The organism is Acuticoccus sediminis (genome assembly GCF_003258595.1).
In the GTDB taxonomy this organism is placed as follows: domain Bacteria; phylum Pseudomonadota; class Alphaproteobacteria; order Rhizobiales; family Amorphaceae; genus Acuticoccus; species Acuticoccus sediminis.
Genome location: NZ_QHHQ01000006.1, coordinates 319,149 through 342,042, shown reverse-complemented (window position 1 = coordinate 342,042; position 22,894 = coordinate 319,149). Strand labels below are relative to the sequence as shown.

Below are 22,894 nucleotides of genomic sequence, written 5' to 3'. Positions count from 1 at the left end.
TCCCGCGATGAGCTAAAGCCCTTCCCATGAGCGCACATTTCACCCATCTCGCCGGGCCGACGATCGTCACCGCCGACCCGACGAACACCGTCTACGAGAACGGCGACCTCTGGATCGCCGACGGCCGCATCGCCTACGCCGGCATCGAAGGCGAGTTCAGCCCTCCGGACGATGCCACCGTCACGACGATCGACGCCACCGGCCGCGTCGCGATGCCGGGCCTCGCCAACTGCCACACCCACTCCTACGCGGCGCTCCTCAAGGGCACGGTCGACACCGACCCGCTCGACGTCTTCATGGTCCAGGCGATCCTCGCCGCCGGGGCCCGCTCGGCGCGCGATGTCTACGTCTCGGCGCAGATCGCCGCGCTCGAGATGCTGAAGACCGGCACCACCGCCTGCCTCGACCACTACTCCCACCGCCCGCGCCACACCCCCGAGGCGCTCGACGCCGTCTGCCAGGCGTACGCCGACGCGGGCGTGCGCGCGGCCGTCGCGCCGATGTTCTCCGACCGCCCCTTCCTGGAGACGGTGCCGCTGGAGGGCGAGCTCGACGAGGACCTAAGGGCCCAGCTTCCCGCAACGCCCCAGGACCCAGACCCGTTCTTCGAGATGATGGCGGGCGCGCTCCCCCGCTGGAACGCCCACGACCGGGTGTCCCTGATGCTCGGCATCGACAGCCCGCAGCGCTGCTCGGAGAGCCTGCTGCGCCGCGCGGGCGCCTTCTGCGCGGAGTGGGACATCGGCAACCACACGCACCTGCTCGAGGCGAAGACCCAGTACGCGATGTCGGCAGACCGGCCGGAGGGCTTCGTCGCCTACCTCGCCGACTGCGGCCTCGCAGGGCCGAAGTCGTCCTTCGCCCACTTCATCTGGTTCACCGACAAGGACCTCGAGGCGACCGCCGAGGCGGGCGTCAACGTCGTCCACAACCCGGCGAGCAACCTCATTCTCGGCTCCGGCCTCCAGCCGCTCCTGAAGCTGATCGACGCCGGTGTCCCCGTCGCCTTCGGCTCGGACGGCCTCAACGCGGGCCATATGTCGATGTTCGAGAAGGTGCGCCTCGCCGCCCTCCTTCCGCGCATTTCCGAAGCCGACCCTGACCGCTGGCTGAAGGCCCCGGCGGCCCTGCGCATGGCCTCGGTCAACGGTGCTCGTGTCCTCGGCCGCGCCGGTGAGGTGGGCGAGCTCGTCGCCGGCCAGCTCGCCGACATCACGCTCCTCGACGGCAGGTCCCTCGCCCTCAGTCCCCGCGGCCACATCGCGCCGCAGATCGTCTTCTACGAGACCGGCGCCGGCGTTACCGACGTCTTCATCGCCGGCGAGCACGTCCTCAAGGACGGCAAGGCGACCCGGTTCGACGGCGACGCCATCCTCGGCGAAGCCCATGAGACGGCCGCCCGGCTCGCCCGCGACAACGCCGCAGCCCTCGAACGGGCCGAGAACTTCCGCCCCGGCCTGACGAAGATGGTGAAGCGCATCATGACCGACGGCTGCGGGCCCTGCCGCATCGCCACCCTCTCCTGACCCGCGGCACTCCCGGGAACGGCGGCGACGGCGCCGCCTCAGATCACCCAGCCGCCGTCCACCGCGAGGTCCTGGCCGGTGATCTGCCGGGACTTCTCGGAGGCGAGGAAGACGACCGCGTCGGCGACGTCCTGCGCCGTCGAGACGCGCTTCAGCGCATAGTCGGCGGCGTGGTTCGCCTTCGCCTCGTCGAGGGAGACGCCGAGCCGCTCGGCCATCTCGGCGCACACCTTCTCGAACCGCGGCCCCTCGACCATGCCCGGGCAGACGGAATTGACGTTGACGTTGAAGGGCCCCGCCTCCAGCGCGAAGCTCTTCGTCAGGCCGCGCATGCCCCACTTCGAGGCGCTGTAGGAGAGCCGGCCGGCCCGGCCGCGGAGCCCGAACGTTCCGCCGATGTTGACGATCTTGCCGTAGCGCCGCTCCATCATCCCCGGCAGCAGCGCCCGCATCGTCAGAAAGCAGCCGGTGACGTTGAGCCGCATGATGTCGTCGAACTCCTCCGGCGTCGTCTCGACACCCGACTTGCCGATCGGACCGCGCCCGCCCGCGACGTTCACCAGGATGTCGACCGGACCGAGCGCCTCCGCAGCCTGGGCGACCGCCGCGTCCACGTCGGCGGGGTCGGTCACGTCGCAGCCGATCACGACGGCACGGCGGCCCCGCTCGCGGACCTTGCCGGCGACCTCCTCGATGGGCGCGAGGTCGCGGCCGACCAGCGCGAGGTCGGCACCCTCGTCCGCGAGGGACAGCGACACCGCCTCCCCCATTCCCTTGGCGGGACCGGTGACGAAAGCGATTCGTTGCGACAGCAGCATGGGTGCTAGAAACTCCAAATGGCATGCATCGCCCCTTCCCGGGGACCGACGCCCATACCGAACGTGTGACAGCGCGGACGCCGATCCGGTGGATGACCGGACCGGGCCCGCGCACGAGCGGCGCATTTGTTGCAGAAACACAGCGCCATAGCGACAGGATACGAAGACACCCATGACAGACGCGGCCGACCTCGTCATCGCCAACGGGACCGTCGTCACCGAGACGGCGACCTTCACCGCCTCGATCGCGGTACGCGACGGGACCATCGTGGCGATCGGCGCCGACGGCGACATGCCCCCGGCCGCCGAGCGCATCGACGCCACCGGGCTCCACGTCCTGCCCGGCGTCATCGACATCCACGTGCACTTCCGCGAGCCGGGGATGACCCACAAGGAGGACTGGGAGACCGGCTCGCGCGCGGCGGCGATGGGCGGCGTCACCACCGTCTTCGAGATGCCGAACACAAGCCCGCCGGTCCACAACGTCGAGACCTACGAGCTGAAGCGCTCCCTCGCGGCGGAGAAGTCCTGCGTCGACTTCGGCATCTACGGCGTCCTCGCCGAGCACAACCTCGCCGACCTGGAGCCGATGGCAAGGGCCGGGGTGATCGGCTTCAAGCTGTTCCTCGGCAACACCACGGGGAACCTTCCCTGCCCGTCCGACGGGGCGGTGCTGGAGGGCTTCGAGATCCTCTCCCGCCTGGGCCTTCGCTGCTCGATCCACGCGGAGAACTCGCCCATTCTCTTCTGGCGGGAGGACCGGCTGAAGGCGGCCGGGCGCAACGCGCCCATCGACCACCTCCTCGCCCGGACCGACGTCGTGGCGCTGGAGGCGCTGTCGAAGAGCTGCATCTTCGCCGAGTGGACGGGCGCGCGGATCCACATCGTGCACGAATCCTGCGCCAGGAGCCTGCCTTACATCTCCTTCTTCAAGTCGCGCGGGGTGGATGTCACGGTCGAGACGCTGCCGCAGTACCTGACCCTCGGCGTGGAGGACATGGATGCGCCGGGCGGTCACGTCGCCCGCATGAACCCGCCGATCCGCGAGCGGGCGCAGCAGGGTCCGCTGAAGGACGCGTTCGCGTCCGGCCTGATCGACATCATCGCGACCGACCACGCCCCGCACACGCCGGAGGAGAAGGACGGGGCGACGATCTGGGACATGGCCTGCGGCTTCCCGGGGCTGGAATCGCAGCTCCCGCTGATGCTTACGCTCGCCTCTGAGGGCGCCTTCTCGCTGCAGCGCTACGTGCAGGCCTCGTCGGCCAACCCGGCGCGCGCCTTCGGCCTCTACGGCAAGAAGGGCTGTCTGGTGCCGGGCGCCGACGCCGACCTCGTCCTCGTCGACCTCGACCGGGTCGAGACGCTGTCGGCGGCGCGGCTGCAGTCCCGCGGCAAGGTCTCGCCGTTCGAGGGCCGCAAGGTGAAGGGCTGGCCGGTGGCGACGCTCGTGCGCGGCAAGCCGGTGATGCGCGATGGCGAGATCCTCGGCGAGAAGGGCTGGGGCCGTGCGGTGCGGCCCGCGATGCCCGAGCCCGCCCCGCGCAACGTGGACACGCAGCTCGCCACCCTCTGCGGCGCCTCCCCCGCCCCCTCGCTCTGAGCGAAGGGGAGCCGCCGCCGTTGCGCCCGCCTCTCCCGGGAGGCGGGACCGCGGGGGCCCGCCAGACCGGACTGCACGTTCATCGACGCCCGGACGTTCCCGCGGGGATGGGGCGCCCGGGCCGGAGCGACAGGCAGCGCCCGCTGTTCCCGGCGCGGACGTCCGCCAGATTCCCCGGCCGGGTACCGCGTTCACCCTCCCCGGCGCCCACGCAATCCGGGGCGGGAGCCTGATCGTCGGAGCCGCCGTCGCGCCCCCCGTAAGGCAGTGTCCGGGACCCGGTGCAAGGGGCCGGAGGCCGGCGAAGCCGCTTGCCCTTGCACCGGGTCCCGGACGCTGCCAGGGGGACAGCGCGATGGCGGCTTCGACGGTCAGGCGGGACCTGATCGCTGGTGGGTCCCGAGCCCGCCGGAGGCTTCGGCCTTGCCCGCAACCGATCCCGGTCCCGACAACGGGACCGGGCCGAGCCACCGACGCCACCGGCCCCAGCCCGGGGCGGCCTCCCGCCACCCGGGTTGGCATGCAATTTGGATTTTCCCGCCCATGGATACCGTTTCCCCGACACGACAGACCGCGGTGGGGCGTTCGCTCCCCAACCGGCGCTGGGACCGGCTGGTGCGCGGCAGAGGCCGGTTCGTCGCCAACGTCGCCCACCCCGACACCCTCCACGCCGCCGTGGTGCGGGCGGCGGAGGCCTACGGCACCATCGAGGCCGTCGACACGACGGCGGCTCGCGGCGCGGAAGGTGTCGTCGCGGTCTTCACCGCCGGGGACTTCGACGGGCTGTGCGCGCCGTGGCGCGCGACGCACCAGGTCTTCGGACAGGCCCGGGTGCCGCAGGAGTTCGCCCTCGCGCGCGGCGTGATCCGCTATGTCGGCGAGCCGATCGCGGTCGTCGTCGCAGAGACGGCCCATGCGGCGCGGGACGCGGCAGAGCTGGTGGAGGTGTCGGTCGCCGGCCTCGACCCGGTCATCGCCGCGACGGATGCGCTCGGCGCGTCCGCCCCCGTGCTGCACCCGGAGCTCGGCGCGGCCTCGCCGGCGAACCTTCACGCGCGGATCGCCCGGGACGCCCCGCCCGCCCCCGGCGGCACCCGCCACACGGTTCACCTGTCGCTCGCCCGCGTGGCGCCGCAGCCGATGGAGACGCGCGGCCTCCTCGCGCACTACGACCCGGCCGAGGGCACGCTCTTCGTGCGCCAGTCGCACCAGCACCCGCACCAGATGCAGGACGTCTACTCGCGCCTCCTCGGCATCCCCGAGCACAAGGTGCAGGTGCTGTGCGACGATGTCGGCGGGGCGTTCGGCCTCAAGCAGCAGCTCCACAAGGACGAGATGGCGGCGGTCTGCGCCTCGGTGAAGCTCGGCCGGCCGGTGCGTTTCGTCGTCACGCGCAACGAGAGCCTGATCTCGGACGGTCAGGCGCGGGACCACGACCTCACCGGCCACGTCGAGATCGGCGCGGACGGGCGCGTCGCCGCGCTGCGGCTGACCGACGTCTGCGGTGTCGGCGCGTTCGGCCTCTTCCCGCGCACCAGCTTCGGCGAGGCGGGCCAGACCTCGCGTCTCTTCGGCGCGCCCTACGCGGTTCCGGCGGTCGCCTACGACGGGACGCTGGCGTTCCAGAACCGGCCGCCGCTCGGGCACTATCGCGGCGTCGGGCACCCGGTCGCGTGCGTCATCACCGAGGCGCTGATGGACGCCGCCGCCCGCGCGTGCGGCGAGGACCCCATCGCCTTCCGCCGCCGGCACCTGCACGACCTCTCCGCCGGGCCCGTCACCACTCCGGGCGGGATCGTCGTCGAGCGCTACCGGATGGCCGAATGCCTCGACCTCATCGAGCGGCGCCTCGCCGAGCTGCCGCGGCCCGCGGACGGGCGCCTGCGCGGCGTCGGCGTCGCCTGCCTGCTGGAGCTGACGGCCAACGGCTCGCGCTACTACGGCGACGGCGACGTCAACATCGCCTGCACCGAGACGGCGGTCCTGAAGATGGAGCCGTCCGGGGTGGTGCGGCTCGCGACCGGCAACACGGACCAGGGCCAGGGCAGCGACCAGATGCTGGCCCAGGTGGTCGCCGGGACGCTCGGCATCGCTCCGGACGACGTCGCCGTCACCTCCGGCGACAGCGCGCATTCGCCCTATGGCGGCGGCGCGTTCGGCTCGCGCGGGACAGCGGTCGGCGGGCAGGCCGCGCGCAACGCGGCCGAGCGGCTGCGCGAGCGGCTCCTCGCGACCGCCGCCCTCCTCCACCAGCGCGACGCGGCGGAGCTGGAGCTGTCCGGCGGGCAGGTCGTCACCACCGACGGCACGGCGCTGATGTCGCTGGCGGAGCTCGCCCGGCTCTGCCACTTCAAGCCCCACCTGCTGCCGCCGGAGCACGAAGCCGGCCTCACCGTGGTCGGGCGCCACGTGCCGCCGGCGGATGCGATGAACGCCTCGGCCGCCTTCGCGGCGGTGGTCGCCATCGACCCGGACACCGGGACGGTCGAGGTGGAGCGGCTGATGGCGGCGCACGAGGCCGGGACGCTCGTCAATCCGCAGAGCGTCGACGCGCAGATCACGGGCGGCGCGGTCCAGGGCCTCGGCCAGGCGCTCTACGAGGCGGTCCGCATGGACGACGCCGGCCAGCCCCTCACCGGCTCGTTCATGGACTACGCCATGCCGCGCGCCGACATGGTGCCGCCGGTGGAGGTCCTCCACGTCCCCCCGCTCCCGGGGGACGGCTTCGCGCCGCGCGGGGTCGGCGAGGCGGGCGCCTCGTGCGCCCCGGCCGCGATCCTGTGCGCCATCAACAATGCGCTGGCCCCCGTGGGCGCAGCGGTCACCGAGCTGCCGGCGACCCCGCTCGTGGTGTGGAACGCCCTCCAGTCGGCACGGAAAGGCTGATCCGATGACCACACTGCGCGAGGCCCGCGTGACGCGCCTCTCGATGGCCGCTCCCGACGACGTGGCGCCGATCGAGGCCGCGATCGCGGCCGGGACGATCGACCCCGCCGCGATCCGCGCCGTCTTCGGCAAGACCGAGGGCAACGGCTGCGTCAACGACTTCACGCGCGCCTTCGCGGTGCGCGCGCTGCGGGACATGCTGAAGGGACATCTCGCCGCGGACGCGGTGGAGCGGGTCGCCCTCGTCATGTCCGGCGGCACCGAGGGCGCGCTCGCACCGCACTGGCTGGTGTTCGAGGCGCTCGACGCCGCCACGCCGCCCGGGGACAGGGCGGACAAGGCCCTCGCCATCGGCGTCCACGTCACCCCGCCGATGGCACCAGAGGAGATCGGCCGGATGGCGCAGGTCGAGGCGGTCGCGGCGGGGGTGCGGACCGCGATGGCGAACGCCGGGATCGTCTCGCCGGACGACGTCCACTTCGTGCAGGTGAAGTGCCCGTTGGTGACGGCCGAACGGGCGGCCTATGCGGCGCGCCGCGGGACCCCGCCGCGCACGGCCGACACGCTGAAGTCCATGGGCCTCTCGCGCGGCGCCTCCTCGCTCGGGATCGCGTTGGCGCTGGGCGAGGTGGCGGAGGGCGACGTGAGCGAGGCCGCCATCGGGGCGGACTTCGGCCTCTTCTCGCGCCGCGCCAGCGCGTCGTCGGGGGTGGAGCTGATGAGCAACGAGATCGTGGTGCTCGGCCGCTCGGCGGGGTGGTCGGGACCGCTCACCATCGACAGCGCGGTCATGGCGGACGCGGTCGACCTCTCCGGCGTCCTCGGGCTCTTCGCCCGGCAGGGGCTGACGGTCGGCGGCGATCGCCGCGTGGTGGCGCTGCTCGCCAAGGCCGAGGCGTCGTCCACCGGGCGCCTGCGCGGCTTCCGCCACACGATGCTGGACGACAGCGACATCGCCGCGACGCGGCATGCCCGCGGCTTCGTCGGCGGCGTCCTCGCCGGGGTGGTCGGACATGCCGAGATCTACGTCTCGGGCGGGGCGGAGCATCAGGGGCCGGACGGCGGCGGGCCGGTCGCGGTCATCGTCCGGCGCGACTGAGCGGCCGGCTCACGCAAAAGGCGCCCGGATCGCGGGCGCCTTTCGGTCCGGAGGCCCCTCCGCCTCTATTCGGCGGGCTGGACGCCGCCCTTGAAGCGCTTGATCTCGCCGGACCGCAACCGCTCGAAATAGGACGTGACCTCGGCCTTCACGATCGGCATCAGCAGGTAGAGCGCGATGATGTTCACCACCGCCATCGCGAAGATCATGGCGTCGGAGAAGTCGATCACGGCGCCGAGCTGCGCGGCCGCGCCGATCACCGTGAAGACGCAGAACGCGACCTTGTAGACCAGCTCGCGCACCTTCCCCTCGCCGACGAGATATGTCCACGCCTTGAGGCCGTAGTACGACCACGAGATCATGGTCGAGAAGGCGAAGAGCACCACTGCGACGGCGAGGATGTAGGGGAACCACGTGAGGCCCGTCGCGAAGGCCGCCGAGGTGAGTTCCACGCCGGTCACCCCGCCCTCGGTCGCGATCTTGCCGTCCTGGACGACGTAGAGCCCCGTCTCCGGGTCGACCTGCAGCGCGCCCGAGATGACGATGACGAGCGCCGTCATGGTGCAGATCACCACGGTGTCGATGAACGGCTCGAGCAGAGCGACGACGCCCTCGGTGGTCGGCTCCTTGGTGCGCACCGCCGAATGCGCGATCGCCGCCGAGCCGACGCCCGCCTCGTTGGAGAAGGCGGCGCGGCGGAAGCCCTGGATCAGCGCGCCGACGATGCCGCCGGCGACGCCGAGCCCGGTGAACGCGCCGGCGAAGATCTGCCCGATCGCCCAGCCGATCTGCTGGTAGTTGATGAGGATGATGATGAGCGCGGTGGCGACGTAGAGGACGCCCATGAACGGCACCACCTTCTCGGTCACCTGCGCGATCGACTTGATGCCGCCGACGATGACGAGGAAGACCACCGCGGCGAGGATCAGCCCGGTGATCCAGCCGCGCCCGTCGAGGAAGCTGTCCGCCCCGCCGGTCACGTTGACGAGCTGCGCGTGGGCCTGATTGGCCTGGAACATGTTGCCGCCGCCGATCGAGCCGCCCAACGTGAAGATGCAGAACACGATCGCCATGATCGAGCCGCCGGAGATGCCGCGTTCGGCAAAGCCCTTGCGCATGTAGTACATCGGCCCGCCGGAGACGGTGCCGTCCGGGTACTCGTTGCGATACTTCACTCCGAGGGTGCACTCGGTGAACTTCGTCGCCATGCCGAGTACGCCGGCGAGGATCATCCAGAACGTCGCGCCCGGCCCGCCGATGCCGACCGCCACGGCAACGCCGGCGATGTTGCCGAGGCCGACGGTGCCGGAGAGCGCCGTGGCGAGGGCCTGGAAGTGGCTGACCTCGCCGGAGTCCTTGGGGTTCGAGTAGTCCCCCTTCACGAGGCGGATGGCGTGGCCGAAGCCCCAGAGCTGGATACCGCGGAAGTAGACCGTGAAGACGACGGCGGCGACGACGAGCCAGCCGACGATCCACGGAAAGTTCGTTCCCGGCACGTTGGAGAAGATGAGCGAGACGAACCAGCCGGTGGACGAGGTGAACACGTCGTTGACCATCTGGTCGATGCCGGGCGCCGCTTCGGCCGCGTCGGCGGCCTCCTGGGCGCGGGCCGCGGCGGCGCAGATCGGAGCGAGAGCCGCGGCGAGCAGGGTTGTGCGGGCGGCACGACGGAAAAAGCTCATGGCGGGACCCTCAGGGAATGATGGTGACGGGGACGGGAGAGGACGCGGCGAGACGCACGCTGACGCTGCCGAACACGTGCTCGCGCACGCTGCGCGCCGAGTGACGTCCGATGACGATCTGGGAGGCGCCGTACTCGTTGGCGATCGCTTCCAAGACTTCGGCGGCGTGACCGTGCTGGACGATGCCCTTCACGGTGTATCCCTCGGCAGCGACCTGAGAAACGGCGGGGTCGATGATACGTTCTTGCGCGACCCGAAGCTCTTCCTCCCGCCGCGCGTGGCGCTTTTCATTTTCCTCCGCTGTCTGGAAGGCGAACGGTGACCATTCGATCACGTAGCATATCAGGAGAAGACAATCGTCGATCTGGCCCAGTCGCGTCTTTGCGAACTCGAGGACCTTGTCGCCTTGCTCGGTCCCGTCGAGACCGACAAGGATCGTGGTCTTTGGCATCGAAGACGCCTCCTCCGAGTTGAGAACACCATTCTCTAGTGTCGAGTGTGATTTACGAATCTGCCAATTACTTCACCTATGGCGAAATATTATGGGTCAACCGCGCGAAAAATCCTGCGCAGGATTGCTCAAATCGTCCGCATGCGGGCGGGGCCGAAGAGACACGCGATTCCCGGCGGTTCGACGGAGGCGCGCCCATTCGCCGGGCATGCGGTGCCTCGCGAGTGACCCGGCCGGCCGGAAACCCGCGGATGCTCCCGTATTCCCCCGGCAGCCGCCCGAAGGGCATCCCGGCACCCGCCCCCATGGGTGCGGGACGGCCGGCGGCCGTCGCCGGTGGCTGGCCGGCGCGTGGCCGGCGCGTCGTTCAGGATGAGAGATGGGGGGCGGTCAGGCCGCATCGCGTCCGGACACAAGGTCCGGCGCCGACCGACGGGGATCGGTGCGGCCGGCGGGCGTCTCCCCTCGAACCGCTCCGGCGGTCGAGCGATGCGAACAGCACCGGCCGAACCGGCACCGCGTCCGCATCCATCGGCATTTTGGTCGGATCTGTCGGCGCAGATGGCCTCACGCGGCGCCATGTCTGCGAATGCCGCGCTCAGGAGGACCGTGCGGATCCGTGACGGGCGGGGTGCGGTCTCCCCCGCGTCGCTGTCCGCGGAGGGCCGGGGCGCCCGGCACCGACGGGTCAGGCGCAGGCTGGGTCAGATTCCGGCGCAGATTCCGGCGCGGTCAGGCATCGGCGGGGTCAGGCGTCGGTGCCTTCCACCTTCCGCAGATAGCAGCCGGTGATGCGCCATTCGCCGTCGGGCTGGCGTGCCAGCATGTAGAGCGCGCGCCAGGGCTGGCCCTCGTTGTCACGGAAGGCCACCTCCTGGGCGAAGGTGCCGTCCGCCTTGGACTGGCTGCGCAGGAAACGCGGCGCACTGGCGTGCGTCACCGGCGCATAGCCCTTGCGCACCATGGAGATGAACCGCTCCGCCGTCGGGAACAGCCGCTTCAGGTCGGGGGCGGCGTAGGCGTAGGCCGACTCCGCGTCGCCGGCCCGCAGCGCGTTCATTTGTCCGAGGATCGTCGCGCGGACCGCGTCGGAATCGGCGTGGGCCGCGCTGGACAGGCCGATGAACGTCAGCACAACGAGGGACTTCATCCACTTCATGGGGCACTCCCGCTCGACGAGACCGTGACTCGCAAATTGCGGGCCAAATGGCCCGCAATGTCAAACCAGCCGAACGTTCGTATCCACCACCGAAGCGGCCGGATTTTACTTCAGAAGTCCCTTGGCGACCTCCGTCAGCTCCGGCCCCAGGTCCGGACGCGACAGGCCGTAGGCCAGGTTGGCCGCCAGGAAGCCGATCTTCGAGCCGCAGTCGTACGTGGTGCCCTGGAAGCGAAGGCCCTTGAAGCCGTCCTCGCGCATCAGGGTCAGCATCGAGTCGGTGATCTGGATCTCCCCGCCCGCGCCCTTCTCCTGCTTGGCAAGGAGGTCGAAGATGCGCGGCTTCAGGATGTAGCGGCCGGTGATGATGAGGTTCGACGGCGCGGTCCCGGCCTTTGGCTTCTCGACCATGCCGGTGACGTCGAACACGTCGCCGCCGCCGGAGATCTCCACCACGCCGTACTGGTCGGTGCGCTCCGGGGCGACCTCCTCCACCGCGATGACGTTGCTGCCGAACTCGTTGTAGACGTCCATCATCTGCGCCATCACGCCGCGCTCGTTCTTGATGATGACGTCCGGCAGCAGCAGGGCGAAGGGCTCGTCGCCGACGAGCTCACGGGCGCACCAGACCGCATGGCCGAGTCCGAGGGGCGCCTGCTGGCGCGTGAAGGAGACGTTGCCGGCGGCCGGGAGCTCGGCGCGAAGCTGCTCCAGCGGTCCGGTCTTGCCGCGCTCGGCAAGGGTCGCTTCCAGTTCGAAGGCCGTGTCGAAGTGATCCTCGATCACGTTCTTGCCGCGCCCGGTCACGAAGATGAATTGCTCGATCCCGGCTTCCCGGGCCTCGTCGACGACATATTGCAGGACGGGTCGATCGACGACGGTCAACATCTCCTTCGGCATGACTTTGGTGGCAGGCAGGAAACGGGTTCCAAGGCCTGCCACGGGCAGGACGGCTTTGCGGACGGGTTGCATCACATTGCCTTTGTCTCGTTAGGACGGCTCCGGCTGGAGCCGACGCGTTTATTACACGGTCGCTTGCAACAAACGATACCGATATGCGCGCTCGAGAAGCAATCCGACAACAATGCTCCCGACAACCCAACCCCCATAATAGTATGGGTCGAAAAAATGGCTGGTGTAGTCAGGGAAATAAAATGTCCGCATCAGCTCCGTGGAATGCATAAATGGATTATAATAGAGAACTTTTTTCATTGTCAGCGGAATATGGTCGGCCGTGTAGAACATGCCCGACACAATATTCAACGGACCGGTAATAATTCCAAATATTGTCGCCCAGAATTTGAAATAGAGTTTGATTACCATGTTCAGCATGCAGAAGCCGAACGCGATACATGCGTTACCAGCTGCTGGAATGATGGAAAGCCAGAAAAACTCCGGCGACGACGTGTTGTAGAAGAAGTGGAAGAAGAAGGTGATGATGGTATACAGGCCCATCACCGCGAGGAACTGGACGAAGATGCCGCCGAGAACGAGGTCGATCGGCTGGATCCCCGGCAGGACCAGGCTGCGCTTCATGCGATTGTACGTCCGGTCGCCGCTGCTCACCGAACCGCGGAACACCGAGAGCGGCACGATACCGGTCATCAGGAAGAGCATGATGTAGTCGCCCAGCCCGGCCGTGCGCAGCCGGATGTAGGAGAAGATGATCGTCATCATCCCCAGCGTGGCGAGCGGTTCGAGCACGAGGGAGAAGATGCCGACCGGTGACTCGGCTCCCCTCGACTGGCCCTCGCGCGCGGCAACACCGTAGATCACCCCGGCGGACCTGAAGACCGCTTCACCCACAGCCGGCATACAATTTCCTTGTGACGATCTCAGACGCGCCGGCGGAACCGAGCGTCGAGCGGATCAAACTGCGGCGGATAGAAGGGGTCGGCGTCAAGCATGTCGGCCCAGTCCTGGCGAAAGCGATGGCCCTCTACCGCACGTTCGTATTGCCAGATCTCGCCCCCCCTCGCAAACAGGCCCGTGGTGCGACGCTGGCCGATGGTCGCCGACTCGTGGTGCAAGGCGAGACTGCCCGGCACCAGCACGTTGGCGAGCCCTCTGGCCCGCACCCGCAGGCAGAGGTCCACGTCGTTGAACAGCACTGCGTAGCGCGCTGCGTCGAAGCCGCCGAGCGCATCGAAGAGGCTGCGGCGGATGGCCATCAGCGCGCCGGTGACGCCGACGACCTCGCTTCGCCGACGCTGACGCCCCTGATACCCCGGCGCACGCCCGGACAGGAAGCGCTCGGCGTGTCGCACCCGCGCCTCGCCCGCCAGCACGAGGCCGGCGTGCTGGACCCGCCCGTCGGGATAGAGGAGCCGGGCGCCCGCGACGCCGACGCCCGGCGCCTCGACGGCCTCCACCAGCGCGTGGAGCCAGCCCGGCTCGGTGAACTCGATGTCGTTGTTGGCGAAAACCAGTATGTCGCCGGCTGCGGACCGGGCGCCGAGGTTGTTGAGGGCGGCGAAGTTGAACGGCCGCTCGTCGCGCAGCACCGTCGCGCCCCGCCCTTCCGCCTCGGCGAGGAGGCGCAGCGCTTCGGCGTCACGCGAGCCGTTGTCGACGAGGACGAGCTGCACCCCCGGATAGTCGGTCGCGCGGATCGTCGCGAGAAAGCGCGTCAGGTGGTGCGGCGCGTCCCGCGTTGCGGTCACGACCGTCACGGCGGGTGCCGCCGCGCGGGCCGGATGTCGCGGCGTGCGAGCCGCCCGCCCTCCCCCGACGCGCGGCACCTGCCACCGCGACGCGGCCTCTCGGGCCAACCTGGCGCCGGCGCGGGCGGCGCGCTCCGGCGGCGACAAGGGCCGCAGCACGAGCCGGTCGATCACGACCGTTCCCGCGTACTCGCGCGGGCGCAGGAGCAGGCGCGGCGTCGTCCCGGAGAGATGAACGACGGCGGAGTGGGTCGCCCCGGCCTCGCGGCGCATGGCTGCGAGGCGCGTGCGCGGCGAGGCTGCGTCGACGGCGAGGACCTGCGGCTCGACCCAGGCCGGCGCCCCCGTCTCGTCGCGGAATTCGCCCGTGACGAGAACCGGCCCCGGCCCCCGCGGCGGCGTCAGTTCGAGGCTGAGGATGCCGTTCTCGGCGACGGCGAAGCGATTGCCCGCGACGGTCACCGCCTCGGCCTCGGCGATGCGGACGCCGGTCCAGCCGGCCGGCGTCTCCGGCCGTGTCCGCGGCGCCGTCTCCGCGCGGGGCGGCTGGCGCACCGGACCGAGGCGCCAGTCCGGCGTCAGGGTGTCCCAGGGCGGCAGGGGCACGGCCACCGCCTTTACGTCCGCCACCGGCTCGTCGAGCGGCCAGACGTCGAACCCGTCGATCGGGGCGTCGAGGGCGATCACCGCCGCGCCCGCGTGGATGCGGACGCGGATGGCGCCGAGAGCCGTGACGGCGGCGAGACCGACCGCCCCGTCGGCCGCCAGCGCCACCCGCCATGTCCCTGCCGGAAGCGGCAACGCCAGCCGGGTGACGGCGCGCGGCGCGAGCCTCGCGCATGCCTCGTGCGCCGCCGTGGCCGCCTCCCGGTGCCCGGCACTCGCCGTCAAGGACGGCCTCCGTTGCAGGGATGCTCGGACGCCGCCGGGCCGCGTCCGCCGTCGGCCGGGACGACTGCTGACTCGTTCGTGTACGATCCACCTCGCGGCATGCGACATTCCCGCCACACTGACTTACGGCTGTATCGGAACGCGAAGGGCATCTCATCCATTCGAGGGTGTCCAGTGTCGGTCGGGGCCGTGTGGGTCCTGATGCCGGTGCGGGCGGTTCGAGCGAAGGATCGGCGGGGGCGGCGTGGCGGCTGGTCCACCGAAACGCCAACAATAATCAAGTTTTATACTGCGCGAATGACTGCTAGTGTGCGGCACGGTTCGCTCCACGGGTGTGCCTGCACCGCGCCTTTCGCCCTGCCGATATAAGTATCTGCTTTCAGTGCTGTTTGCATCAGTTAACGGTTGCAACACTCGTATCGAACTAGCGTGCCTTGAAATACCGTGGTTGTCCTGTACGAATTCCCAACGCCAGGTGACGATAGGTCGTACCTTGCCTATACTTAAGGTCGACGGATGCGGCGATCTGGCTTAATCGCTTTCGGGCTAACGAAGCCGGGTCCGCGTATCCGAGGATGATGTGATGATTGCACAGCATATCCGGAGTTGGGTTTATTTACAGTTGGGTGTAGGACGCTCGCGCGGATGCAACGAAGGCAGGGCAGCGTAACTTGACCCGACCGCTGATCCTTTTTGATCTGACCAGACTGGTTTCGGCCTCGGGCCGTTCGGCGCCGACCGGGATCGAGCGCGTCGAGCTGGCCTACGCCAAGTGGCTGCACGGGCTCAGCAGCGCGGACGTCCGATTCGTCGTCACCATGCAGAGCGTGCGCATGATCGCGGACGCTGCGGTGCCGCAGTTCCTGGAACGGCAGGAGGCCACGTGGGACGCCGGTGCCCAGGGCTTCTCCGCCGAAAGCGCGATCCTCAACGTCAACGAGTTCCTCGCCGGCGACGGTTCGCCGACCGCCCCCCGCCTCGGCTACCTGTCGAAGGAGGAGCGCGAGCTGCGCCGCTCCCGCCGCGGCGTGACGGGGCAGCAGACCAGCCGCTCGCCGATCGCCACCTGGGCGCAGCACATGTCGGCGAGCTGGGCGCGCGAGCCGCTCACCCCGCTGCTGCGCCAGAACCACCGCGACCGCCCGGTGATCTACCTGCGCGCCTCGCTGGACCGGCTCGAGCGTCCGGCTCCGATCGAGCGCATCAAGGCCTTCCCCGGCGTGCGGATGGTCAACGTCTGCCACGACCTCATCCCGCTCGATTTCCCCGAGTTCGTGCGCCCCGGCACCGCGACGACCTGCGCCGCGCGGGTGGAGACGCTCGCCAAGCACGCCGACGGCATCATCTCCAGCTCGCACTACAGCGCCGCGCGGCTGCGCCAGTATCTCGGCCCGAAGCCGCCGAAGATCACCGTGTCGCACATCGGCTCGGAGCCGGCGCGGCACGACTGCGCGCTGCCGCCGCTGGTCGATTCGCCCTACTTCCTCGTCGTCTCGACGATCGAGGCGCGCAAGAACCACATGCTGCTCCTCAACGTGTGGCGCCGGCTGGTGGACGACCTCGGCCACGCGGCACCGAAGCTCATCATCGCCGGCAAGCGCGGGTGGGAGGCGCAGACCCCCATCGCCGTGCTCGACCGCGTCCGCCAGCTCTCTAGCCACGTCTACGAGGCCGGTGCCGTCCCCGACGCCGCGCTCGACCTCCTGCGCCGCAACGCGACGGCGGTCCTGATGCCCTCCTTCGTGGAAGGCTTCGGCATGCCCGTCACAGAGGCGCTGTCGGTGAACACCCCTGTCATCGCCTCCGACATCCCGGTCTTCCGCGAGATCGTCGGCAACGCAGCCGAGCTGATCGACCCGCTGGACGGTCCCTCGTGGCGCCGCGCCGTGATCGAGTATGCCGAGAAGAACTCGCCGCGCCGCGCCGCCGCGCTGGAGCGGGCGAGGCGCTACGAGCCGCCGCAGTGGTCCGACCACTTCCGCGACGTGCGTAACTTCATCGAGGAAGTCGGCCAGGTGCAGCCGAAGATCTACGTTCCGGCCCGGCGCCGGCCGACCTTCGCCGCCAGCCTCCTCGGCGTCTCCCCCTCCCGCACGCTGCTCTAGCCCCTCCCCCGGCCCCCGCTCCGCCGCCGGCGTCCGCCGGACGGGCGCCGCAGGGGTGGACTCTCGGCCCGGGGCGCAATCTGACCTTTGACCGGTGCGGCGCATCCGCTATCACACGCGGGAAACGTGTGTGTGAGGCAAGGGGGAACCGCTTGACCGCAATCATTGACATCGTCGGCCGGGAAATTCTCGATAGCCGCGGCAACCCGACGGTCGAGGTCGACGTCACGCTGGAAGACGGCGCGATGGGCCGCGCGGCTGTCCCTTCGGGTGCATCCACCGGCGCCTACGAGGCCGTGGAACGTCGCGACGGCGACGAGCGCTACGGCGGCAAGGGAGTCGCCGGGGCGGTCGAGGCCGTCAACGGCGAAATCTTCGACGCACTCTCCGGTCTCGACGCCGAGCGTCAGCGTGACATCGACGAGACGATGATCGCGCTCGACGGCACCGAGAACAAGAGCCGGCTCGGCGCCAACGCGATCCTGGGCGTCTCGCTCGCGACCATGCGGGCCGCGGCGGCCTCGGCGCAGCTTCCGATCTATCGCTATGTCGGCGGCGTCAACGCGACCGTGCTGCCGACCCCGATGATGAACATCCTGAACGGCGGCGTCCACGCGGACAACCCGATCGACTTCCAGGAGTTCATGGTGATGCCCGTCGGCTACCCCTCCTTCTCGGAGGCGCTGCGGGCCGGCGCGGAGATCTTCCACGCCCTGAAGTCCAAGCTGAAGCAGGCCGGGCACAACACCAACGTCGGCGACGAGGGCGGCTTCGCGCCGAACATCCCGTCGGCCAAGGCCGCGCTCGACATCATCATGGAAGCCGCCGCCTCGGCCGGCGCGCGGATGGGCGAGGACGTCTTCATCGCCCTCGACTGCGCCTCGACCGAGCTGGTGGCCGACGGCCAGTACCGCCTGGAAGGCGAGCAGCGCACGCTGCAGCCGGCCAAGATGGTCGACTACCTCGCCGAGCTCGTCGACGCCTACCCGATCATCTCGATCGAGGACGGCATGGGCGAGGACGACTGGGACGGCTGGGCGCTGCTGACGGAGCGGATCGGCTCCAGGTGCCAGCTCGTCGGCGACGACCTCTTCGTGACCAACGAGACGCGGCTGGCCGAGGGCATCTCCAGGAAGATCGCCAACTCGATCCTCGTGAAGGTCAACCAGATCGGCACGCTGACCGAGACGCTGGACACCGTGGAGCTGGCGCACCGCTCCGGCTACACGGCGGTGATGAGCCACCGTTCGGGCGAGACCGAGGACTCCACGATCGCCGACCTCGCGGTCGCCACGAACTGCGGTCAGATCAAGACCGGCTCCCTCGCCCGCTCCGACCGCACGGCGAAGTACAACCAGCTCCTGCGCATCGAGGAGCAGCTCGGCTCCTCCGCCCGCTACGGCGCCCACGGCCTGCCGCTCCGCTCGGAGTAGTCCGGCAGCCCCGCTCGTCGGGGCTCACGCCAGAACGCCCCGCGGCTCCCTCCTCCGGAGGACGGCCGCGGGGCGTTTTCATTTCGGCCGCCGGGGCTCGCGAGCCTGACCGCCGGGGCGACGGGCCGTTACTGGGTCGTCCAGCCGCCGTCGACGGGGATCGACGTCCCGGTGATGTTGTGCGCGACGGGGTTGCAGAGCCAGAGCGCCAGCGCGCCGATCTCCGAGGGGTCGGACAATCGCCGGGTGGGCTGCTTCTCGGCAAGAAGGCTCGCGATGCCGGCATCCCGGTCTCCGCCGTACTCCGCGGCGCGCGCCTCGATCTGCGGCGTGAGGATGGCCGTCTCGGTCCAGCCGGGACAGATGCAGTTGACGGTGACGCCGCCGGAGGCCTTGCTGCCCGCCGCCGCGTATTCGAGCGCCGCGACCCGGCTGAGGCCGACGAGGCCGAACTTCGAGGCGACGTAGGGCGCCTTCTCGACCGATGCGACGAGGCCGTGGACGGAGGCGATGTTGACGACGCGCCCGTAGCCGCGCTCCCCCATCCCCGGCATCGCGAGGCGCATCGTGTGAAATGCGGCGGAGAGGTTGACCGCGAGGATCATCTCCCACGTCTCGCGGGTGGCCTCCCTGAGGGAGACCGTCTTCTGGATTCCGGCGTTGTTGACGAGGATGTCCGGCCCGCCCCAGATCGAGACCTCGTGCATCAACGCGTCGATGGCGTCCGGGTCGCGCATGTCGGTGCCGTAGAACCGGGTCTCCGGCGCGCCGGCCTCGCGGATCGCCGCCTCGGCCCTCGCACCGTCGTCGTGGGTGACGAGGCCGTGGACGGCGACGCGCGCCCCGGCCGAGCCGAGCGCCTTGGCGATGGCGAGGCCGATCCCCTGGACCGAGCCGGTGACCAGGGCGGTCTTTCCCTCCAGATAGCGTTCCGTCATCGCATCCCCTTCCCTATGCGGCTGATTTTCGGGGGAGCTTAAACGCTTGCGGCGGCCGGTGGTCGGGCGCCGGAGGAATTTTTCACCGCCGCCCGCCCTGCCATCCGGAACGCCTCATCAGCCGGTCAGGTGTCCTCGCCACCTCCCCAGATGGCGGCGAGGCGGGCGCGCTCCTCGGCGAAGCGGCCGGCGGCGATGGCGTCGCGCAGGTCCGCCATCAGGCGCTGGTAGTAGGCGATGTTGTGCCAGGAGATCAGCGTCGCGGCGAGCGGCTCGCCGACCTTCACCAGGTGGTGCAGGTAGCCGCGCGAGTACTCACGCGAGGCGTGGCAGTCGATCGCCGGGTCGAGCGGCGTGTCGTCCGTCGCGAAGCGCGCGTTCTTGAGGTTGATCTTGCCCTCGGACGTGTACGCCATCCCGTGGCGTCCCTCGCGGGTGGGCATCACGCAGTCGAACATGTCGATCCCGCGCGCGACGGCGCCGATGAGGTCGCCGGGCGTCCCGACCCCCATCAGATAGCGGGCCGAGGTCGCCGGGAGCGAGGGCTCCGTCACGTCGATCGTGGCGAACATGTCCGCCTGCGGTTCGCCGACCGCGAGCCCGCCGATGGCATACCCGTCGAAGCCGATGGCGACGAGGCCCTCGGCCGAACGTGCCCGCTCCGACGGGTCCGTGCCGCCCTGGACGATGCCGAACTGCAGCCGCCCGGTCCCCGCCTCGAGGAAGGTGCGGCGCGCGCGGGCGCCCCAGTCGAGGCTGATCGTCACGGACCGCGCGATCGCCTCGGCGTCGGCCGGGAGGCGGACGCATTCGTCGAGCTGCATCTGGATGTCGGCGCCCAGCTTGAGCTGGATGTCGACGGCCGACTCGGGCGTCAGACGGTGCATCGAGCCGTCGACATGGCTCTTGAAGGTCACGCCATCCGCATCGATCTTGCGCAGCGCCGACAGGGACATGACCTGGAAGCCGCCGGAATCGGTGAGGATCGTGTGCGGCCAGTTCATGAAGCGGTGCAGCCCGCCGAACGCTGCCACCCGGTCCGCTCCGGGGCGCAGCATCAGGTGGTAGGTGTTGCCCAGAACGACCTGCGCGCCGGTGGATTCCACGTCGCGCATCAGCATCGTCTTGACGGTGGCCTGGGTGCCGACCGGCATGAAGGTCGGCGTCTCGACGGTGCCGTGCGGCGTCACCAGGCGCCCGCGCCGGGCGCCACCGTCGACGTGCAGAAGCTGGAAACTCATGACTTGTCCGGGAAGAGGAGCGAGGCGTCGCCGTAGGAGTAGAAGCGGTAGCCCTCGGCGAGGGCGTGGTCGTAGATCGCGTGCATCCGCGGCAGGCCGACGAGCGCGGCCACCAGCATCAGCAGCGTGGAGCGCGGCAGGTGGAAGTTCGTCATCAGCGCGTCGACGACGTTGAAGCGGAAGCCCGGACGGATGAAGAGCCGCGTCTCGCCCTCGAACGGCGCGAGCGTTCCGCCGACGGCGGCACTCTCCAGGATGCGCAGCGCCGTGGTGCCGACGGCGATCACCCGCCCGCCCGCGGCCTTCGTGGCGGCGATCTCGGCGACGGTTCCGGCGGTGACGGTGCCGGTCTCGGCATGCATCTCGTGTGCGTCGAGGCGCTCCACCTTCACGGGCAGGAAGGTCCCTGCCCCGACGTGCAGCGTGACGCGCGACAGGGCGATGCCGGCGCGTTCGAGCGCGGCCAGCAGGTCCTCGGTGAAATGGAGCCCGGCGGTCGGGGCCGCGACGGAGCCGGCGGGGTCGGCGTAGACGGTCTGGTAGTCGGTGGTGTCCTGCGCGTCCGGGGCGCGCTTGGCAGCGATGTACGGCGGCAGCGGCATGGAGCCGACGGCGAGCGGATCATCGGCGAAGCGCACGCGCACCTCGGGCCCCGCGCGGGAGAGGAGTTCCGCCTCGACCATGCGGCCGCCGTCGGTGAAGCGCAGGATGTCGCCCGGGGCGACACGCTTGGCCGGCTTGGCGAACGCGCGCCAGGTGCCGGGCGGATCCTCCGCCAGCAACGTCAGCTCGACCCGCGAGACGCTGTCGCCGCGCACGCGCTCGCCCGTGAGGCGCGCGGGCACGACGCGGCTGTCGTTGACGACGAGCCGGTCGCCGGGACGCAGCAGCCCGGGCAGGTCGCGCACGATATGGTCGCCGATCGCCTCGCCCGGGCGGGAGACGAGGAGCCTCGCCGCGTCGCGCGGCACGGCCGGGCGGAGCGCGATGGCCCCGTCCGGCAGGTCGTAGTCGTAGTCCGCGAGGGTGTCGCCCTCGCTCGCAGCGGCGCTCAAATCAGTCGTCGGCCTTGATGTGGGCGCGCACGATCTTGTCCGGGTTCGCCACGGCGCCGTTGTTGGCCTGGGTGCCGGCGTTCAGGGCGTCGACATGCTCCATGCCGTCGATCACGCGGCCGAACACCGTGTACTGGCCGTCGAGGAAGGTCGCGTCACCGAACACGATGAAGAACTGCGAGTTGGCGCTGTTCGGGTTCTGCGCGCGGGCCATCGAGACGATGCCGCGGGTATGCGGGGTCTTGTTGAACTCGGCCTTGAGGTCCGGATAGTCGGAGGAGCCCATGCCGGTGCCCGTCGGGTCGCCGGTCTGCGCCATGAAGCCCGGGATGACACGGTGGAAGACGACGCCGTCGTAGAAGCCCTCGCGCGTCAGCTTCTTGATGCGTTCGACGTGACCGGGAGCGACGTCCGGCAGAAGCTCGATGGTGACCGGACCGTCCTCGAGCTCGAGGATCAGCGTGTTCTCGGGGTCCTGCGCGGCCGCGTGAGCCGTGGAGACCAGCGCCATCGCGACGGCGGCGAGCAGGCGGGAAATCATGACGTATCCTTTCGGGTCGGCGGGGCGGGGCCCCGGTGTCGAACCCATAGCTCAACCAGGGGCTCGGATTGAGAGTTCAGCGCGACGCAGCCCGCGCCATAAGTGCTTTAGCCACATGTGCCGGCACGAACGGCGAGACATCGCCCCCGAGCGCCGCGATCTGGCGAACCAGGGTCGCCGTGATGTGCCGTGTCGCGGGCGACGCGGCGACGAAGATCGTCGACAACTCCGGCGCGAGAGTCCCGTTCATGCCGGCCATCTGCATCTCGTAGTCGAGATCGGTGCCGTCGCGCAAACCGCGAATGAGGAGGCTGGCACCATGATCGAGCGCCGCGCTGGTGACGAGGTTCTGAAAGGAGACGACCTCGAAGCGCTCCGGGTCGATGCCGTGCTCTGCGACGGCCCGGCGCAGCATCTCCTCGCGCTCCTCGAACGAGAAGAGCGGCTTCTTTCCGGGATGAACGCCGATGCCGACGATGACCTTGTCGCCCACCGCGAAGGCACGCAGCAGAACATCCATATGGCCGTTGGTCACGGGATCGAAGGAACCCGGGTAGAAGGCGATGCGCATGTGAGGGGTTTCCGCTCTCGTCGATCTGCGGCAACAGCATTGCCGTAACCGGATTCTTAACAAGCCTGATCGAGGTTCAGCAATCCCGGCAATAATTATGGTAAACAACTGTTATCATTTATTTTCTCATTGTCAGGGGAACCCTTTCAGGGGCGATGCGTTTTTTGACATAGACCGGCTGAGAGGCGCCCAGGCGCTGGCCGGTGGCCCAGCCGCGCTGAGGAAGCGCCGG

The 22,894-nt window shown here is 69.8% G+C and carries 18 protein-coding genes; 6 read left to right on the top strand and 12 right to left on the bottom strand.

The window, feature by feature from the left end; translation table 11 throughout:
* Positions 1–26: 26 nt before the first annotated feature.
* Positions 27–1,526, top strand: coding sequence for an amidohydrolase family protein (locus DLJ53_RS25535; protein WP_111350522.1), 1,500 nt, complete (start codon positions 27–29; stop codon positions 1,524–1,526).
* A 38-nt stretch (positions 1,527–1,564) separates the two neighbouring features.
* Here DLJ53_RS25535 and DLJ53_RS25530 read toward each other — a convergent pair whose 3' ends face one another.
* Positions 1,565–2,344 (bottom strand): SDR family NAD(P)-dependent oxidoreductase, encoded by a 780-nt coding sequence (locus DLJ53_RS25530; protein ID WP_111350521.1) that lies wholly within the window; start codon positions 2,342–2,344, stop codon positions 1,565–1,567.
* Between the two features lie 172 nt (positions 2,345–2,516).
* Between DLJ53_RS25530 and DLJ53_RS25525 the strand changes: the two genes are divergently transcribed.
* From DLJ53_RS25525 to atzD, 3 genes are all read left to right on the top strand, one after another.
* Positions 2,517–3,947: a dihydroorotase gene (locus tag DLJ53_RS25525; RefSeq protein ID WP_111350519.1), complete on the top strand. Its 1,431-nt coding sequence runs from the start codon at positions 2,517–2,519 to the stop codon at positions 3,945–3,947.
* Between the two features lie 543 nt (positions 3,948–4,490).
* Complete coding sequence (locus tag DLJ53_RS25520) at positions 4,491–6,833, top strand: xanthine dehydrogenase family protein molybdopterin-binding subunit (protein WP_111350518.1); 2,343 nt, start codon at positions 4,491–4,493, stop codon at positions 6,831–6,833.
* A gap of 4 nt (positions 6,834–6,837) precedes the next feature.
* Positions 6,838–7,932 (top strand): cyanuric acid amidohydrolase, encoded by a 1,095-nt coding sequence (atzD, locus tag DLJ53_RS25515; protein WP_111350516.1) that lies wholly within the window; start codon positions 6,838–6,840, stop codon positions 7,930–7,932.
* Between the two features lie 65 nt (positions 7,933–7,997).
* On the opposite strand, the gene DLJ53_RS25510 is transcribed toward atzD, so the two are convergent.
* The 6 genes from DLJ53_RS25510 to DLJ53_RS25485 form a co-directional block, all read right to left on the bottom strand.
* Positions 7,998–9,614 carry an alanine/glycine:cation symporter family protein gene (locus DLJ53_RS25510; RefSeq protein ID WP_111350515.1) on the bottom strand — a complete coding sequence of 539 codons (1,617 nt, stop codon included), beginning with the start codon at positions 9,612–9,614 and terminating at the stop codon, positions 7,998–8,000.
* Positions 9,615–9,624: 10 nt separating this feature from the next.
* Positions 9,625–10,065, bottom strand: coding sequence for a universal stress protein (locus tag DLJ53_RS25505; protein WP_111350513.1), 441 nt, complete (start codon positions 10,063–10,065; stop codon positions 9,625–9,627).
* A gap of 748 nt (positions 10,066–10,813) precedes the next feature.
* Complete coding sequence (locus tag DLJ53_RS25500; RefSeq protein ID WP_111350511.1) at positions 10,814–11,224, bottom strand: DUF4864 domain-containing protein; 411 nt, start codon at positions 11,222–11,224, stop codon at positions 10,814–10,816.
* 105 nt (positions 11,225–11,329) lie between these two features.
* On the bottom strand, positions 11,330–12,196 hold the full coding sequence (gene galU / locus DLJ53_RS25495; protein ID WP_111350509.1) for a UTP--glucose-1-phosphate uridylyltransferase GalU: 867 nt from the start codon (positions 12,194–12,196) through the stop codon (positions 11,330–11,332).
* 51 nt (positions 12,197–12,247) lie between these two features.
* Positions 12,248–13,039 carry an ABC transporter permease gene (locus tag DLJ53_RS25490; RefSeq protein WP_111350507.1) on the bottom strand — a complete coding sequence of 264 codons (792 nt, stop codon included), beginning with the start codon at positions 13,037–13,039 and terminating at the stop codon, positions 12,248–12,250.
* A gap of 20 nt (positions 13,040–13,059) precedes the next feature.
* A complete protein-coding gene (locus DLJ53_RS25485; protein WP_146620086.1) occupies positions 13,060–14,778 on the bottom strand; it encodes a glycosyltransferase family 2 protein in 1,719 nt (572 codons plus the stop codon).
* A gap of 671 nt (positions 14,779–15,449) precedes the next feature.
* On the opposite strand from DLJ53_RS25485, the gene DLJ53_RS25480 reads away from it, so the two are divergent.
* Positions 15,450–16,883 (top strand): glycosyltransferase family 4 protein, encoded by a 1,434-nt coding sequence (locus tag DLJ53_RS25480; protein ID WP_111350503.1) that lies wholly within the window; start codon positions 15,450–15,452, stop codon positions 16,881–16,883.
* 152 nt (positions 16,884–17,035) lie between these two features.
* Positions 17,036–18,316 carry a phosphopyruvate hydratase gene (gene eno / locus DLJ53_RS25475; RefSeq protein ID WP_111350501.1) on the top strand — a complete coding sequence of 427 codons (1,281 nt, stop codon included), beginning with the start codon at positions 17,036–17,038 and terminating at the stop codon, positions 18,314–18,316.
* A gap of 128 nt (positions 18,317–18,444) precedes the next feature.
* On the opposite strand, the gene DLJ53_RS25470 is transcribed toward eno, so the two are convergent.
* The 5 genes from DLJ53_RS25470 to coaD all read right to left on the bottom strand — a co-directional run bounded on the left by DLJ53_RS25470 (position 18,445) and on the right by coaD (position 22,662).
* Positions 18,445–19,254: an SDR family NAD(P)-dependent oxidoreductase gene (locus DLJ53_RS25470; protein ID WP_111350499.1), complete on the bottom strand. Its 810-nt coding sequence runs from the start codon at positions 19,252–19,254 to the stop codon at positions 18,445–18,447.
* A 125-nt stretch (positions 19,255–19,379) separates the two neighbouring features.
* On the bottom strand, positions 19,380–20,495 hold the full coding sequence (tgt, locus tag DLJ53_RS25465; RefSeq protein ID WP_111350498.1) for a tRNA guanosine(34) transglycosylase Tgt: 1,116 nt from the start codon (positions 20,493–20,495) through the stop codon (positions 19,380–19,382).
* On the bottom strand, positions 20,492–21,550 hold the full coding sequence (gene queA, locus DLJ53_RS25460) for a tRNA preQ1(34) S-adenosylmethionine ribosyltransferase-isomerase QueA (protein ID WP_111350496.1): 1,059 nt from the start codon (positions 21,548–21,550) through the stop codon (positions 20,492–20,494). The genes tgt and queA overlap by 4 nt, the downstream gene beginning before the upstream one ends.
* A gap of 1 nt (position 21,551) precedes the next feature.
* On the bottom strand, positions 21,552–22,091 hold the full coding sequence (locus tag DLJ53_RS25455; protein WP_111350494.1) for a peptidylprolyl isomerase: 540 nt from the start codon (positions 22,089–22,091) through the stop codon (positions 21,552–21,554).
* Positions 22,092–22,167: 76 nt separating this feature from the next.
* Positions 22,168–22,662, bottom strand: coding sequence for a pantetheine-phosphate adenylyltransferase (gene coaD / locus DLJ53_RS25450; RefSeq protein ID WP_111350492.1), 495 nt, complete (start codon positions 22,660–22,662; stop codon positions 22,168–22,170).
* Positions 22,663–22,894: the final 232 nt, after the last annotated feature.